At 70.4% G+C, this 14,034-nt stretch carries 14 protein-coding genes; 8 read left to right on the top strand and 6 right to left on the bottom strand.

The features are described 5' to 3' along the window. The first annotated feature begins 168 nt into the window (after nt 1–168). The 6 genes from ACWEPL_RS34420 to ACWEPL_RS34445 are packed head-to-tail and all read left to right on the top strand — an operon-like array spanning nt 169 to nt 7,203. On the top strand, nt 169–1,059 hold the full coding sequence (locus tag ACWEPL_RS34420) for an NAD-dependent epimerase/dehydratase family protein (RefSeq protein ID WP_363962668.1): 891 nt from the start codon (nt 169–171) through the stop codon (nt 1,057–1,059). After that, the gene (locus ACWEPL_RS34425) at nt 1,056–1,928 is read left to right on the top strand and encodes a 5-dehydro-4-deoxyglucarate dehydratase (protein WP_452438663.1); all 873 of its coding nucleotides are present in this window, start codon (nt 1,056–1,058) and stop codon (nt 1,926–1,928) included. The genes ACWEPL_RS34420 and ACWEPL_RS34425 overlap by 4 nt, the downstream gene beginning before the upstream one ends. Next, on the top strand, nt 1,925–2,980 hold the full coding sequence (locus ACWEPL_RS34430) for a mandelate racemase/muconate lactonizing enzyme family protein (protein ID WP_397373463.1): 1,056 nt from the start codon (nt 1,925–1,927) through the stop codon (nt 2,978–2,980). The genes ACWEPL_RS34425 and ACWEPL_RS34430 overlap by 4 nt, the downstream gene beginning before the upstream one ends. Next, on the top strand, nt 2,977–4,911 hold the full coding sequence (locus ACWEPL_RS34435; protein ID WP_452438664.1) for a DUF6807 family protein: 1,935 nt from the start codon (nt 2,977–2,979) through the stop codon (nt 4,909–4,911). The genes ACWEPL_RS34430 and ACWEPL_RS34435 overlap by 4 nt, the downstream gene beginning before the upstream one ends. Nucleotides 4,912–4,967: 56 nt before the next feature. Next, nucleotides 4,968–5,966, top strand: a complete 999-nt coding sequence (locus ACWEPL_RS34440; RefSeq protein WP_363962664.1) for an acyltransferase family protein — start codon at nt 4,968–4,970, stop codon at nt 5,964–5,966. Nucleotides 5,967–5,979: 13 nt separating this feature from the next. Beyond that, nucleotides 5,980–7,203 carry an acyl-CoA dehydrogenase family protein gene (locus ACWEPL_RS34445; protein WP_452438665.1) on the top strand — a complete coding sequence of 408 codons (1,224 nt, stop codon included), beginning with the start codon at nt 5,980–5,982 and terminating at the stop codon, nt 7,201–7,203. A gap of 25 nt (nt 7,204–7,228) precedes the next feature. On the opposite strand, the gene ACWEPL_RS34450 is transcribed toward ACWEPL_RS34445, so the two are convergent. Beyond that, nucleotides 7,229–7,819, bottom strand: a complete 591-nt coding sequence (locus ACWEPL_RS34450; RefSeq protein ID WP_363962662.1) for a DUF6879 family protein — start codon at nt 7,817–7,819, stop codon at nt 7,229–7,231. A gap of 62 nt (nt 7,820–7,881) precedes the next feature. Here ACWEPL_RS34450 and ACWEPL_RS34455 point away from each other — a divergent pair, with 62 nt between their 5' ends. Continuing rightward, nucleotides 7,882–8,442 (top strand): kinase, encoded by a 561-nt coding sequence (locus ACWEPL_RS34455; RefSeq protein WP_452438666.1) that lies wholly within the window; start codon nt 7,882–7,884, stop codon nt 8,440–8,442. Between the two features lie 18 nt (nt 8,443–8,460). Here ACWEPL_RS34455 and ACWEPL_RS34460 read toward each other — a convergent pair whose 3' ends face one another. After that, nucleotides 8,461–9,315, bottom strand: coding sequence for an AraC family transcriptional regulator (locus ACWEPL_RS34460; protein ID WP_452438667.1), 855 nt, complete (start codon nt 9,313–9,315; stop codon nt 8,461–8,463). Between ACWEPL_RS34460 and ACWEPL_RS34465 the strand changes: the two genes are divergently transcribed. Further along, entirely contained in the window at nt 9,281–9,823 is a 543-nt protein-coding gene (locus ACWEPL_RS34465) for a TIGR03086 family metal-binding protein (RefSeq protein ID WP_452438668.1), read from the top strand. The two genes, ACWEPL_RS34460 and ACWEPL_RS34465, sit on opposite strands and share 35 nt — an antisense overlap. Nucleotides 9,824–10,106: 283 nt before the next feature. Here the strand turns inward: ACWEPL_RS34465 and ACWEPL_RS34470 are convergent, their stop codons facing one another. The 4 genes from ACWEPL_RS34470 to ACWEPL_RS34485 all read right to left on the bottom strand — a co-directional run bounded on the left by ACWEPL_RS34470 (nt 10,107) and on the right by ACWEPL_RS34485 (nt 13,767). After that, entirely contained in the window at nt 10,107–11,027 is a 921-nt protein-coding gene (locus ACWEPL_RS34470) for a polyphosphate polymerase domain-containing protein (protein WP_452438669.1), read from the bottom strand. A 44-nt stretch (nt 11,028–11,071) separates the two neighbouring features. Then, nucleotides 11,072–11,629, bottom strand: coding sequence for a DUF4956 domain-containing protein (locus tag ACWEPL_RS34475; RefSeq protein WP_397373454.1), 558 nt, complete (start codon nt 11,627–11,629; stop codon nt 11,072–11,074). A gap of 69 nt (nt 11,630–11,698) precedes the next feature. Then, nucleotides 11,699–12,367, bottom strand: coding sequence for a response regulator transcription factor (locus tag ACWEPL_RS34480; RefSeq protein WP_350728600.1), 669 nt, complete (start codon nt 12,365–12,367; stop codon nt 11,699–11,701). Beyond that, complete coding sequence (locus ACWEPL_RS34485) at nt 12,364–13,767, bottom strand: sensor histidine kinase (RefSeq protein ID WP_363962658.1); 1,404 nt, start codon at nt 13,765–13,767, stop codon at nt 12,364–12,366. The genes ACWEPL_RS34480 and ACWEPL_RS34485 overlap by 4 nt, the downstream gene beginning before the upstream one ends. Nucleotides 13,768–14,034 lie beyond the last annotated feature (267 nt).

Below are 14,034 nucleotides of genomic sequence, written 5' to 3' on the forward strand. Positions count from 1 at the left end.
CTAACGCAACCGCTTGCAGAATCCCTGAGTACCATGAAAGCGCTTGCCGCCCCGTTGCATCAGGAAACCCCTGCTCCAGCGAGGGGGGCGAAATCACCCCTTGACGACCTCGGCCTGAGGACACAAAGGTTTAGTGCAACTGTTTGCAGTCTTGAAGGAGCCCTCACGGTGAGCAGAGTCCTCGTCACCGGAAGCGCAGGACGCCTCGGCCGTAGCGTGGTCACCACGCTCGCGGCGGCCGGGCACGAGGTCATCGGCGTCGACCGAACGCCCGGCACGCCATCCGAGGCCGCGATGGCCTTACCGGCCGATCTCACGGACACGGGCGAGACCTTCGAGGTCATCGCCAGGTTCCGGCCCGAAACCGTGATCCATCTGGCCGCGATCGCGACCCCGTTCAGCCTCCCGGAATCGGTGATCTTCAAGGTCAACACCCAGCTCGCGTTCAACGTCTGCGAGGCGTCCGTCGCGCTGGGCGTGCCGGGCGTGGTGGTGGCCAGCAGCCCCACCGTCATCGGGTACGGCGCCCCCGGCGGCTGGGCGCCCGCGTACCTGCCGATCGACGAGGACCACCCGGTGCGCCCGTGGAACGCGTACAACCTGTCCAAGGTCACGGCAGAGCAGACCATGAAGGCGTTCGCGCTGGCCGGGACGACCAAGATGGCCGCGATCAGGCCGTGCTTCGTCATCCCGCCCGAGGAGTGGGCGGGCGCGCCCACCCAGTCGGGCCACACGGTGCGCGAGCGCCTCGACCGGCCGGAGCTGGGCGGGGTCTCGCTGTTCAACTACATCGACGCCCGCGACTGCGCCGACATGATCACGGTGCTGGCCGCGGCGCTGCCCGAGCTGCCCAACGGCGAGGTGTTCTTCGCCGGGGCCGCGGACGCGCTGGCCCGCAAGCCGCTCGCCGACCTGCTGCCCCAGGTCGTGCCCGGCACCGCACCGTTCGCCGCCGGTCTCACCGGCACCACCCCCGCCTTCTCGATCACCAAGGCAGAGCGCCTGCTCGGCTGGCAGCCCAAGCGGAGCTGGCGTACCGAACTGAAGGAAGCTGAATGAACCTGAGCGGTGTGCTGTTCTTCCCCGTGACCCCCTTCGACGCCGACGGCCGGCTCGCCGAGGAGGTGCTGGCCGAGCACATCCGGCAGGGCATGGAGCACGGCCCCGGCGGCGTGTTCGTGGCGTGCGGCACCGGCGAGTTCTCGGCGCTGTCGGAGGCCGAGCACGCGCGGGCGGTGCGGGTGGCGGCCGAGGTCGTGGGCGGGCGGGTGCCGGTGTTCGCGGGCGCGGGCGGCCCGCTCGGCACGGCGCTGAACCAGGCGCGGGCGGCTCGCGAGGCGGGCGCCGACGGGCTGCTGCTCATGCCGCCGTACCTGGCCCAGGGGCCGGGGCACGGCTTCGCCGCCTACGTGGCCGCGGTGGCCGCGGAGCTGCCGGTGATCGTCTACCAGCGGGGCTCCGTGGTGCTGGAGCCGGAGTCCGTGGTGGAGCTGGCCGGGATCCCCGGGGTGATCGGGCTCAAGGACGGCGTCGGCGACATCGACCGGATGCAGCGGATCGTGCTGGCGGTGCGGGAGGCGTACCCGGACTTCCTGTTCTTCAACGGGCTGCCGACGGCCGAGCTGACCATGCCCGCCTACCGGGGCATCGGCGTCGAGCTGTACTCCAGCGCGGTGTTCGCGTTCGCGCCGGAGATCGCGCTGGCCTATCTGAACGGTGACGAGCGGCTGCTCACCGGGTTCTACGCCCCGCTCGTACGGCTGCGCGGCAAGGTCCCCGGCTACCCGGTCGCCCTGGTCAAGGCCGGGGTCCGGCTGCGCGGCCTGGACGTGGGCGCCGTCCGCCCGCCGCTGGTCGAGCCGACCGACGAGCACCTGGAGGAGCTGGAGGCGCTGATCAAGACGGGGCTGGAGCTGGCCGCGTCATGACGATCGCCGACCTGCGTACCTCGCTGCGGACGGCCCCGCTGCCGCGGCCCTGGGGCGCGGACGTGCCGGCCAACCACGTGGTCGTGTGCGAGGTCACGCTGGAGGACGGGCGGACCGGCACCGGGTTCTCGTGGACGCCGCAGATCGGGGCGCACGCCGTGCGGGCGCTGCTCGACCACGACCTGCGGGAGGCGCTGATCGGGCTGCCCGCGCACCCCGAGGTGGTGTGGGACCGGCTGTGGCGGCACCTGCGCGAGGCGGGGCCCGGCGGGATCACGACGATCGCGCTGGCCGGGATCGACCTGGCGTTGTGGGACCTGCGCTGCGGTGACAGCGGCCTGACCGACGTGCTGGGCCGCCGGCGTGACGAGGTCCCGGTCTACGGCAGCGGCGTCAACCTGCACTACCCGCTGGAGGAGCTGGTGGAGCAGGCGCGGCGCTGGGTGGCGGCCGGGTACCGGGGGGTCAAGATCAAGGTGGGCCGGCCCGACCTGGCGGAGGACGTGGCCAGGGTGGCCGCCGTGCGCGAGGTGATCGGGCCCGACCGGCTGCTGATGATCGACGCCAACCAGCGGTGGGACCTGCACCGGGCCAGGCGGGCTCTTTCCGCGTTGCGGGAGTTCGGGCTGCACTGGATCGAGGAGCCGCTGCCCGCCGACGACGTGGCCGCGCACGTGGAGCTGCGGCGCTCCATCGACGTGCCGGTGGCGGTCGGGGAGAACGTCTACACCACCTACGGCTTCCGTGACCTGCTCGCGGCCGGGGCGTGCGACATCGTCCAGCCGAACGTGGTGCGGGTCGGCGGGATCACGCCGTTCCTGCGGATCGTGGAGCTGGCCAGGACGTACGACGTGCCGGTCTATCCGCATCTGCTGAGCGAGGTGTCCGGGCAGCTCGCGCTGGCCCTGCCGCTGCCGGTCATGGCGGAGGACGTGGAGGACGCCTCGTTCGCGGCCCTCGGGCTGCTGGCGGAGCCGTACCCGGTGCAGATTTCCGACGGGGTCCTGCGGGCGGGCGCGCACGCGGGGCTCGGACTGAGGTGGTCGCGATGAAGGTGGTACTCGCTGGTGCGCACGGCCATGGGCGGCACCATCTGGGCAATCTGCGCAGGCTGGCCGACCAGGGGCTGATCGAGCTGGCCGGGATCTGCGACGTGGTGCCCGTCGAAGTGGACTTCGGCTCGCCGCTGCAGTCGCCCGACCTGGGCGAGCTGCTCGCGAAGACCGGCGCGGAGATCACGGTCATCTGCACGCCGATCCACACGCACGCCGACCTCGCGGTGACCGCCCTGCACGCGGGATCCCACGTGCTGCTGGAGAAGCCGCCCGCGGCGAGCCCCTCCGCGCACGCCCGGATCGCCGCGGCGGTGGCGGAGACGGGGCTGGCCTGCCAGGTCGGCTTCCAGTCGCTGGGCTCGGCGGCGGTCCCCGCGCTGCGCTCGCTGATCGCCGACGGCACCATCGGGCGCGTGCGCGGCATCGGCGGCGCGGGCGCCTGGGAGCGGCCCTCGTCCTACTTCACCAGGTCGGCCTGGTCGGGCAAGCGCCGGCTCGACGGCGTGGACGTGGTGGACGGCGCGCTGACGAACCCGTTCGCGCACGCCGTCGCGACCGCCCTCGCCCTGGTGGACGGCCCTGTCGCGGAGATCGAGGCCGAGCTCTACCACGCCCATCCGATCGAGTCGGACGACACGTCCTGCCTGCGGATCCGTCTCGACGACGGCTTCGTGATCACGATCGCGGTGACGCTCTGCGCGACCGGCCGGAGCGAGCCGTACCTGGTCGTGCACGGCGACGCGGGCCGCGCCACGCTCGTCTACACGCAGGACCGGCTCAAGGTCGAGCTGCCGGACGGCACGGTCACGACGACCGCGTACGAGCGCACCGACCTGCTGGAGAACCTCATCGACCATGTCCGCACGGGCGCCGAGCTGATGGTGCCGCTGTCCGCCACGGAGACGTTCACGCAGGTGCTGGACGCGGTGCGGCTGGCTCCCGAGCCGCTGCCGATCCCGGAGCGCTACCAGGACGTCAGGCGGGACGCCGCGTCGGGCGAGGTCACGCACCGGTTCCTGCCGGGTGTCGCCGACCTGACGGCCCGCAGCGCCGAGACGCTGTCGCTCTACTCGGAGCTGGACGTCCCCTGGACCCGGGTGGAGCTGCTGGCCTCCGGGCGGGCGGTGGCCTCGTACGAGCTGCGGCCCGACCTGCCGGCGACCGACTCCCCGCGGCCCTACCTCCACGGGGTGCGGACGCTGGGCGGCGTCGAGGTCACCGAGGTGCGTCCCGAGGACCACGTGCACCACCTCGGGGTCGGGGTGGCGATCTCCGACCTGGGCGGGGCGAACTTCTGGGGCGGCCGCACGTACGTCAAGGACCAGGGGCCCGCCTGGCTGGACGATCACGGCATTCAGCGGCACCTGTCGTTCTCCCGGCTCGACGACTCCGGCTTCGTCGAGCACCTGGAGTGGGCGGGGCCCGGCGGGCGGCTGGTGGCGCGCGAGGAGCGGACCGTGACGGCCCGGCCGTTCGGGGACTTCTGGGCGCTGGACTTCGCGTTCACGCTCACCAACCTCACCGGCGCGCCGCTGGAGGTCCGGAGCTCGGCCACCAAGGGGCGCGTGGGCGCGGGGTACGGCGGCTTCTTCTGGCGCGCCCCCGGCACCTCCACCGCCCGGATCGCGCTCCCCGGGGACGAGGAGGCCGTGCACGGCAGCCGCGACCCCTGGGTCGCCCTGGCCGGCACCACACCGGAGGGGCGGGACTGGACGCTCGTCTTCGTGCAGTCGGACGGCGACCCGTGGTTCGTGCGGGTCGAGCACTATCCGGGGGTCGGGCAGGCGCTGGCCTGGGACCGGCCGCTCGTCGTCGAGGACACGCTGACCAGGCGGGTCGTGACGGCGGTGGTGGACGGCAGGCTCGACGCCGCCGCCGCGTCCGCGCTGGCGGACACGGTACGCGAAGCGACACCGGCCCTTCGGTAAGCCCTCACTCGGCGTTTCCTGGCGGTTACGCGTTCGGTGGCTAGGGTGCGTGATCTGTGAGTGCAGCCGCCACTGTGGACACCCGGCCCGTGACCGCCAGGGACCCGTTCTTCGACAACGCCAAATACCTGGCCATCCTGCTCGTGGTGTGCGGTCACCTCATCGAGGACCAGCGGGACCACCCCATCGCCCACGCGCTCTACTTCTACGTCTACGTCTTCCACATGCCGCTGTTCATCGTGCTGAGCGGCTATCTGTCGCGCCGGTTCACGTTCTCGGCGGGGAAGGCGCGCAAGCTCATCTCCACGCTGGCGGTGCCGTACCTGATCTTCGAGGTGGCGTACTCGTTGCCGCGGCTGATCCTTTACGGGAAGTTCGAGCTGACCCTGCTTGATCCGTACTACCTGACCTGGTTCCTGCTGTCGTTGTTCCTGTGGCGGCTGTCGACGCCGGTGTGGCAGCAGCTCAGGTGGCCGCTGGCGGTCGCGGTCGTGCTGTCGCTGCTGACCGGGATGAGCGCGCTGCCCGACGAGCTGGCCATGAACCGGACGTTCGCGCTGCTGCCGTTCTACGTGCTCGGGCTGATGCTCAAGCCGGAGCACTTCGCGTGGCTGCGCAGGCCGTACATGCGGCTGACCGGCTTCCTGACGCTCGGGCTGGGGCTGGCGGCGGCGCTGCTCGTGCACGACCAGGTGCCGACGGAGTGGATCCGATGGCGGCTGTCCAACTCCGCGCTGCACGTGGACGACCTCACCGGCACGGCCGTGCGGCTGGGCCTGCTGGTGGCCGGGGCGGTGCTGGTGGCGGCGTTTCTCGCGGTGACCCCGGCGCGGCACACGTGGTTCAGCGATCTGGGCTCGGCCACCATGTACGCGTACCTGCTCCACGGATTCGTGGTCAAGGTCGCCGAGCGGTTCGAGCTGGGCGTGCCTTTGTCGATCCTGCTCGGCGTGGCCGCCGCCACCCTGCTCTGCACGCCGCCGGTGCGCAAGCTCTTCCACTGGGCCGTGGAGCCGCGCATGTCCTGGGCCTTCACGCCGCTCCGCCGGCCGTGACACGGTGGCGGGTATGGCCATCGACTTCACCCTCGCTCCCGAGCACGAGGAGATCCGCAAGCGGGTCCGCGCCTTCATCCAGGGGACCGTCATTCCCGCCGTGGAGGAGGTGAAGGAGGCCGACCGGGACAACTACCTGCGTACGATCTTCCGGCTCCGCTCCCAGGCCCAGGCCGAGGGGCTGTGGCTGCCCCACATGCCGAAGGAGTGGGGCGGCATGGGGCTGGGCCACGTCGAGCTGGCCATGGTGCAGTCGGAGGCGGCCAAGACCCGCGTCGGGCCCTGGGTGCTCAACTGCATGGCCCCGGACGAGGGCAACATGCACACCCTCCTGCACTGGGCGACGGACGAGCAGAAGGAGAAGTACCTGCGGCCGCTGCTGGAGGGCACGCAGATGTCCTGCTTCGCCATGACGGAGCCGGAGGTGGCGGGCTCCGACCCCACCCTGATCCGCACCACGGCCGTCCGGGACGGGGACGAGTGGCTGATCAACGGCCACAAATGGTTCATCTCCAACGCGCGCCGGGCCAACTTCGCGATCCTCATCGCGCGGACGGAGCCGGACGTGCCGGAGGGCTCGCGCGGCGCCAACACCGCCTTCCTCGTCGACCTGCCCGACCCGGGCTGGAACGACGTGCGCGAGGTCGAGACGATGCACGGCTCCACGGGCCACAGCGAGATCGTCATCACCGATCTCCGCGTGCCCGACAGCCAGATCCTCGGCGGACGCGGCAACGGCCACCGCCTCGGCCAGTACCGTCTGGGCCCGGCCCGGCTCGCCCACTGCATGCGCTGGATCTCCCAGGCGGAGACGGCCCTGGACATGATGGTCGAGCGCGCGCTCAACCGCTACAGCCACGGCTCGCTGCTGGCCGAGAAGCAGGGCATCCAGTGGATGATCGCCGACTCGGCCATGGAGCTGTACCAGTGCAAGCTGATGGTCCTGCACGCCGCGTCCAAGATCGACAAGGGTGAGGACTTCCGTACGGAGGTGTCGATGGCCAAGCACTTCGTGGCCAACAGCCTCAACCGGATCGTGGACCGGGCGATCCAGGTGCATGGCGCGCTCGGCTACTCGACGGACACGCCGCTGGCCGGCATGTTCCAGCACGCCCGCTGGGCCCGCTTCGCCGACGGCGCCGACGAGATCCACCAGATGCGCATCGCCGAACGCACCATCGCCGCCTACCGGGCCACCGGCTCCACCAACTCCGCCACCGGCGGCCTCCCCCTGTGACGGGCGGTCGTCACCCGGGGCGGCTTCAGACGGTCGTCACCCGGGGAGCCGGCATCGTCACGATCTCCCGCTCGTAATAGGCCCGGAAGTCCTCCCCGGCCGCGAACAGCTTGTCGAGCTCGCCCCGGCACGCCGCGATCACATCAGGGTCGTCGATCCGCCTCGCGCCGCTGTGGGTCCCGCAGGCGTCGTACGTCACCTCGTACATGACGGACGACCCCAGCACGACGAGCTCCGGCAGGCGCCGGTCGATCTCGAGGTCGGACACCTCCGCCGCGTCGAGCACCCGCACCTGCTCGGCCACCCCCACCCGCAGCGCCAGCACGTGCATCTCCCACTGCAGGTACGGCGTGACGGGTTGCTCGACGATCCGGATCCGCCGGCAGGGATAGGCCCTGCTCCGGCCTCCGTCACCCGTGTCGTCGACCAGCTTGAGCGAGCGTTCCCAGTCGCAGTCCATCATCGCGAGCCAGCTCGGCTCCCCGGCCTCGAAGCGCTGAATACGCTGGAGTTTCCAGAACACGTCATCAATGTTCCGGAAATTCGGCCAGAAATCGTCAAGATATCCGTCCGCACTTAGCAAGACTCCCGATATCTCGTGAATGCGCTCAAGCATATGACGACCGTACCCATCAGATTCGCGGCACGAACCCGTGAGCAGCGGCTACGCTGGCCGCGATGCTCACACAATTGATCGTCCTGCGCGGCAACTCCGGCTCGGGCAAGACGAGCGTCGCCCGAGCCCTCCGCAAGGCGTACGGCAGGCGCGGCCTCGCGGTGGTGAGCCAGGACGTGCTGCGCCGCGACATCCTCCGCGAACTCGACGTCCCGGACGGCGTCAACATCGGCCTCATCGACACCGTCACCCGCTACGCGCTCGGCCACGGCCACCACGTCATCCTCGAGGGCATCCTCACGGCCGGCAGGTACGCCCCGATGCTCCAGTCCCTGCGCGAGGACTTCCCCGGCCGCAGCCGCTTCTTCTACCTCGACATCTCCTTCGAGGAAACGCTCCGCCGCCACGCCACCCGCCCGCAGAGCGCGGAGTTCGGCCCGGACATGATGCGCGAATGGTACATCGAGCGGGACCTGCTGCCCGGCGGCCACGAAACCGTCATCGATCAGAACAGCTCGCTCGATGAAACGGTACGACGGCTACTATCCGAAACGCTCGAATGCGCAGAAACCCGCAATTACCAGAAATCCACCCGAGCCCCAGCAAATCACCTCATCGACTAATCGCTTATACGCTCACACTTATCCTCTGAGGCGGGCGTAGGCCGCGGGTGGCATCCCGACCGCGGCGGTGAAATCGCGGGTCAAGTGAGCCTGGTCCGTATAGCCGAGTTCGACGGCCAACGTCGCGAGGTCCAGCCCTTCGTAGACCCGCTCCGCCGCCTCGTGCAGGCGGAAGCGGCGGATCACCCATTTGGGGCCGATGCCGACATAGTCCCGGAACAGCCGCTGCAACGAGCGCACCGACCGCCCCGATCTGGCCGCCAGCTCATCGACCCTGGTCACGGAGACCTCGTTCTCGGCCATCTCCACCAGCGCCGCGACCTCTTCGGCCAGCGGATCCCGCTCCGGCCCCAGACTCAGCAGGAACCTCTCGACCAGCGCGATGGCGGCCCGGGCATCGGACTCGGCCAGAACCTGCTCGACCAGCGAGGCGCCCGCCGAGCCGTACATCTCGCCGATCTCCACGAAACGGTCGGTCAACTGCGACACCGGACCGCCGAGAAACGGCCGGAAGCCGCCCGGACGGAAGCGCGTGCCGAGCACGCGGCCGCTGCCCCGCATCGTGTACGAGAACCCGCCCTTGATCACTCCCGCGAACTGATGGAAGTCCGTGGTGATCGTCATGTTCACGGTGGGGTGCGAGACGATGCGCTGTTCGTACGGCTCGGCGAGGTCGGTCCACGTGACGACCCAGAAGTGCTCCACAAACGTCGCAATCTCCGCTGATGGCGCCTGTCTGAAGAAATCGAAGGCGTCGAGCCCCGCGTACGGGTCGACCCAGCCGCGCTGTCGCGTTTCTACAAGCCGTGCCTGGGTCAGGCGGGGCATCATGGCTGCCATGGACGACATGATGCCGCTGATGACGCGCGCCACCGAACGGACCGCGGGATTGGTCCGCGCGGTGCGGCGCGAGCAGTTCGGTTCCTCGACGCCGTGCGCGAAGTTCGACGTCAAGGACCTGATCAACCACCTCGAGTGGGTGGCGGACCTGTTCGAGTCGCTGGGCCGCCAGGGGGAGAGAATCGAGCAGGAACCGTACGCGGGCGACTTCCCCGAGCGCGCGGAGCGCACGCTGGCCGCCTGGTCCCGCCCCGAGGCGTGGGAGGGCACCAGCCCCGCCATGGGCCTGCCGATGACCACGCTGGCCCACATGTACCTCGTCGACATGGTCGTACACGGCTGGGACCTGGCCAGAGCCACCGGCCAGGACTACGAGCCGGACGCTGAGAGCGTCTCGCGGGCACTCCACTTCACCGACCAGATGGCGGAGATGGGCCGGCAACGCGGCGCCTTCGGCCCACCGGTAGACGTGCCGGACAGCGCCCCGCAATTCGACCGCCTCCTCGGCATCATCGGCCGCGACCCAGCCTGGACCCCGTAAACCGCACCGCCCTCGACGAGCCGCCGTCACAACGAAGGGAGACGCACCGATCCCCCCGCCCGCCGAACCAATCCGAACGCGGCGATCCCCCTCCCGCCGAACGAACCGGCACGCGGCGATCCCCCTCCCGCCGAACCAAACCCGCGCACCGCGATCCCCCCACCGAACCAAACCCGCGCACCGCGATCCCCCCACCGAACCAAACCCGCGCACCGCGATCCCCCCACCGGACCAAACCCGAGCACGGCGATCCCCTCCCACCGAACCAAGCCTGGACACCGAATCACCCCTGAATGCCGATGCCGAGGCCGAGGCCGCTGCTCCTCCCCCCGGCGTGTGCTCCCCGAGGCGCCGACCACCTCCCTCCCCGCGCGGCCGCCTGGCCCCAGCACCCTGCTGAGCCTCGGGACACCAGGCGTTGGGCACCCGATTCGGGACGATGGACGAGGTAGCGCTGCAGCACCGGGTGCCAGCGGTTGGCGGGCAGGTTCCGAAGCGCCGCGACGGCCAGGCAGTACTTGCTCACGGTGACCGGCCGCACCCCCAGCCCGCGCAGGACCTTGTCCACCAGCGCCTTCCCGTCGGCGGACTTCGACTCCAGCAGCACCAGGTCGCGGCGCGCCGGTGCGCTGGAGCGCCCGTCGTGGCAGAGCAGGCCCGTGTCGCAGGTGAGCCTGGCCGCGCCCGAGGGGTCGATGAAGGTCACCCGCTTGTAGTCGGTGGACAGCACCGGCCCCAGCGTCTCCGGGGCGATGAGGTGTAGCTCGGCGAGAAGGGTGTCGCGCACGAAGTCGAACGCCTCCCGGGTGAGCGTCCGGCTCGGCGCGTCGTCGTACGGGATGCGGTGCTTGTCGGTGCTGCCACGGGTGCCGTTGAGCTTGAGCTCCAGCCACCGGCCGCCCCCGTCCAGGTAGGTGCGGGTGCGCAGCTTGAACCTGCGCCGCCGATCCTGCCGGTGCTGGTGGAAGGTGAGCAGGTCAGGCGTGTCGAAGTAGGTCGACGTGTAGCGGAACTGGCGTCTTGCCCCGATGCGCAGCACGGCGAACCGGTCTCCCAGCTCGGCCGCGAGTGCCGCCATGGTGGCGGCCGTCACGATGTATTTGCGATCGACCCGGCTCATCAGCTCCGGCACGTCCTCGAGCCCGATCGGCGCCACCTCGGCCGCGATCCCGGCCAGCAGCACCTCCGCGTCCAACTCACCCATCACCACACCTCCACCACCTTCTGCATGACTCCGGCTCACGGGGTTCAGCGGACGCCGGCCCGTTGGGGAGGGGCCACGTAGCGGACGTCGACCACCGTTATGTCGCGGACGTAGTCGATCTGGGTGACCACGTAGTGGAGGACGTGTGCCCGCAGGCGGCTCTCCAGGTCGACCCGGAGCAGGTCCGGGTCCGAGTGGACGACGTCCAGGGTGATGACCTGGTGGCGGGTGCGGCCGAGCAGGGCCGGGTGGTCGGCGACGTACATCACCACCAGCAGGACGCCGTCCAGCAGCAGAGCGGTCAGCGGCCACGCGCCCGCGATGCCGTTGACCAGGCCCAGCACGATGGCGATGAAGTAGTAGGCGATCTCCTGCTGGGTGATCTCGCTGGAGCGGAGGCGGATGATCGACAGGACCCCGAACAGGCCGAAGCCGACGGCGACGTCGACGCGCTGGACGAGCAGGAGCGAGACCACCGCGAAGATGCCCACGTTGAGTGCCACGTAGGCGAAGAGCAGGTCACGTCGATGATGTCGCCGGTAGTAGAGGCCATAGGCCAGGGCGACGATCGACGCGAGATCCATTACCAGTCCGGCTGTCACGGCGCTCCCTCCGTCGGTGCTGATGAGAACAGCTTTTCGGGGCGGGGTGAGGCGAGAGTGAGGTGATGATTAGGCGGCTCTCATGCGGTAGCCGGTGCCACGGACGGTCTCGATGCGGTCGGCGCCGATCTTGCGGCGTAGGTAGCGTACGTAGACGTCCACCACGTTGGAGCCGGGGTCGAAGTCGAAGCCCCACACGTGGCTGAGGAGCTGTTCGCGCGTCAGGACCTGGTCGGGGTGCCGGCAGAAGATCTCCGCCAGCGCGAACTCCCTGGTCGACAGGTCCACCGCCCGGTCCCCGACGTATGCCCGTCGCGTACGCAGATCCAGCGACAGGTCCGACACCCGCAGCACGGTCACCTCCGGTGTGCGGTCGGCGCGCACGCGCAGCCGCAGCCGGACCCTCGCCAGGAGTTCCTCGAAGGCGAACGGCTTGGCGATGTAGTCGTCCGCGCCGCCCTCGAGCCCCGCCACGGTGTCGCTCACGCTGTCGCGGGCGGTCAGGATGATCACCGGCATGGCCACCCTGGACTGCCGCAACCTCCGCAACACCGTGAACCCGTCGCTCAACGGCAGCCCGATGTCCAGGATGAGCAGGTCGAACCCGCCCGCGCAGGCCAGGTCGTACGCCGCGACCCCGTCCGTCACCACGGCGGTCACGAAGCCGTTGGCCCGCAGCCCCTTCTCCACGAACGACGCGATCCTGGCCTCGTCCTCGGCGATCAGTATCCGGTTCATCCCAGCCTCCAGAGCTCCCACAGCGGGATGGACATGACGAAACGGGCTCCGCCGCCCTGGGCCTCCGTCACCTTGACGTTGCCGCCGTGGGCCTCGGCGATCGATCTGACGATGGCCAGGCCCAGACCGGCGCCTTCGTACGTCACGGTGCGGCCCGCGCCGCGCACGAACCGTCCGAAGATCCGCTCGCGCTCGGCGGGCGCCACCCCGGGGCCGCTGTCGCGTACCCACAGCTCGACCCACCCGTCGCGGACGGCGGAGCCGACGGCGATCAGGTCGTCGTCGGTGGTGTGGCGGACGGCGTTGGCCACGAGCTGCATGAGCGCCTGCGTGAGCCGCTGGCGGTCGGCGGGCACGCGGGCCTCGGCCACCTCGTCGACCCGCCAGCGCCGGGTGCCGAGCGCGCGGGCCTTGGCGACGACGCTGACCGTGAGGTCGGCCACCTCGACGTCGTGTATGTCGAGAAAGCCCGGCTGCTCGGCTCTGGCGAGGGTGAGGAGGTCTTCGACGATGCGGTTCATCCGATCGAGCTCGTCGGTGACCAGGGCGAGCGTCTCCGCGCGGTCGCGCGGATCGTCGCCCATGAGCTCCAGGTGGCCGCGGATGACGGTGATCGGCGTGCGCAGCTCGTGGCCGGCGTCGTCCATGAAGTGCCGCTGCACGACGAAGGCGTTCTCGAGCCGGTCGAGCATGTGGTTGAACGTCGCGGCCAGCGCGGCCACGTCGTCGTCGCCCGGCACGTCGAGCCTGCGCGTGAGATCGGTGGAGTCGCTGATCTGCTCGGCCGTCTGGCCGATCAGCCGGACCGGAGCCAGCACCCGCCCCGCCACGAACCACCCGGCCGCCCCCGCTAACGCCAGCGCCGCCAGCGCGGACAGCCCGAGGACCCGAACCGCGTCCACGATCTCGTCGCGGTGGCGGTCGTAGAGGATCGCCACGACGAGGTGGCCCGGGCGGGGGTCGGGCTTCACCGTCACCGGGATCACCGCATAATGGACCGTTCCTTTCGGGCTCTCGATCTCACCGCCGCCGGGCTTGATGGCCGTGGCCAGCCGCGCGACCAGCGCGTCGTCGATGTCGAGGCGTACGGGTGGCGGGATCGCGGTGATCTTGTGAGCCTTGCCGTCGACGATGCTGAAGAACGTCTCCCACCTGTCGGGCGCGTTGAGCGCCAGATATCCCGTGAGCAGCTCTCCCACGTCGGTGATCGTGCGGCCGGTCTCCGGGTCGCGCGCGGTCGCGGCGTACCGGCGCAGCTTCTCCGCCTCGTTGCTGAGCTCGAGGTTCGTACGGTCGTCGAGACGAGCCAGCAGGATGGTCCAGGTCGCGAAGATCGAGACCGCGAGGGCGAGGCCGACGACGGCGAGCATCCAGCCCACGATCCGGGCACGGGCGCTCACCCGCATTCGATCGCCTGGTCAGTCGTCGCCGTCATCGTCATCTCCACCGCCACCGTCGTCGTCATCGTCACCGCCACCTGGTCTCGGCGCCGGCGGTCTGACCGGCTCGGCCCTGGTCTGGCGCGGGGCGGGCCGCACGGCGGTCCCGCGCGCCGCGGCCTCGTCGCCGTCGCGCGACCCGGTGGCTCTGGCGGGTCTCGGGCCGGTGCTCGTGCCGACCTTCGGTCTGGCGCTCGCAGTGGGTTTCGGTTTCACGCCTGTGGTGGG

It is taken from the genome of Nonomuraea sp. NPDC004186, from assembly GCF_053603495.1.

What these genes read in the sequence shown, in the direction of transcription:
- ACWEPL_RS34425 (WP_452438663.1), top strand. Translation starts at nt 1,056, where the DNA reads ATGAACCTGAGCGGTGTGCTGTTCTTCCCCGTGACCCCCTTCGACGCC.
- ACWEPL_RS34430 (WP_397373463.1), top strand. Translation starts at nt 1,925, where the DNA reads ATGACGATCGCCGACCTGCGTACCTCGCTGCGGACGGCCCCGCTGCCG.
- ACWEPL_RS34435 (WP_452438664.1), top strand. Translation starts at nt 2,977, where the DNA reads ATGAAGGTGGTACTCGCTGGTGCGCACGGCCATGGGCGGCACCATCTG.
- ACWEPL_RS34445 (WP_452438665.1), top strand. Translation starts at nt 5,980, where the DNA reads ATGGCCATCGACTTCACCCTCGCTCCCGAGCACGAGGAGATCCGCAAG.
- ACWEPL_RS34450 (WP_363962662.1), bottom strand. Translation starts at nt 7,819, where the DNA reads ATGCTTGAGCGCATTCACGAGATATCGGGAGTCTTGCTAAGTGCGGAC.
- ACWEPL_RS34455 (WP_452438666.1), top strand. Translation starts at nt 7,882, where the DNA reads ATGCTCACACAATTGATCGTCCTGCGCGGCAACTCCGGCTCGGGCAAG.
- ACWEPL_RS34465 (WP_452438668.1), top strand. Translation starts at nt 9,281, where the DNA reads ATGGACGACATGATGCCGCTGATGACGCGCGCCACCGAACGGACCGCG.
- ACWEPL_RS34470 (WP_452438669.1), bottom strand. Translation starts at nt 11,027, where the DNA reads ATGGGTGAGTTGGACGCGGAGGTGCTGCTGGCCGGGATCGCGGCCGAG.
- ACWEPL_RS34480 (WP_350728600.1), bottom strand. Translation starts at nt 12,367, where the DNA reads ATGAACCGGATACTGATCGCCGAGGACGAGGCCAGGATCGCGTCGTTC.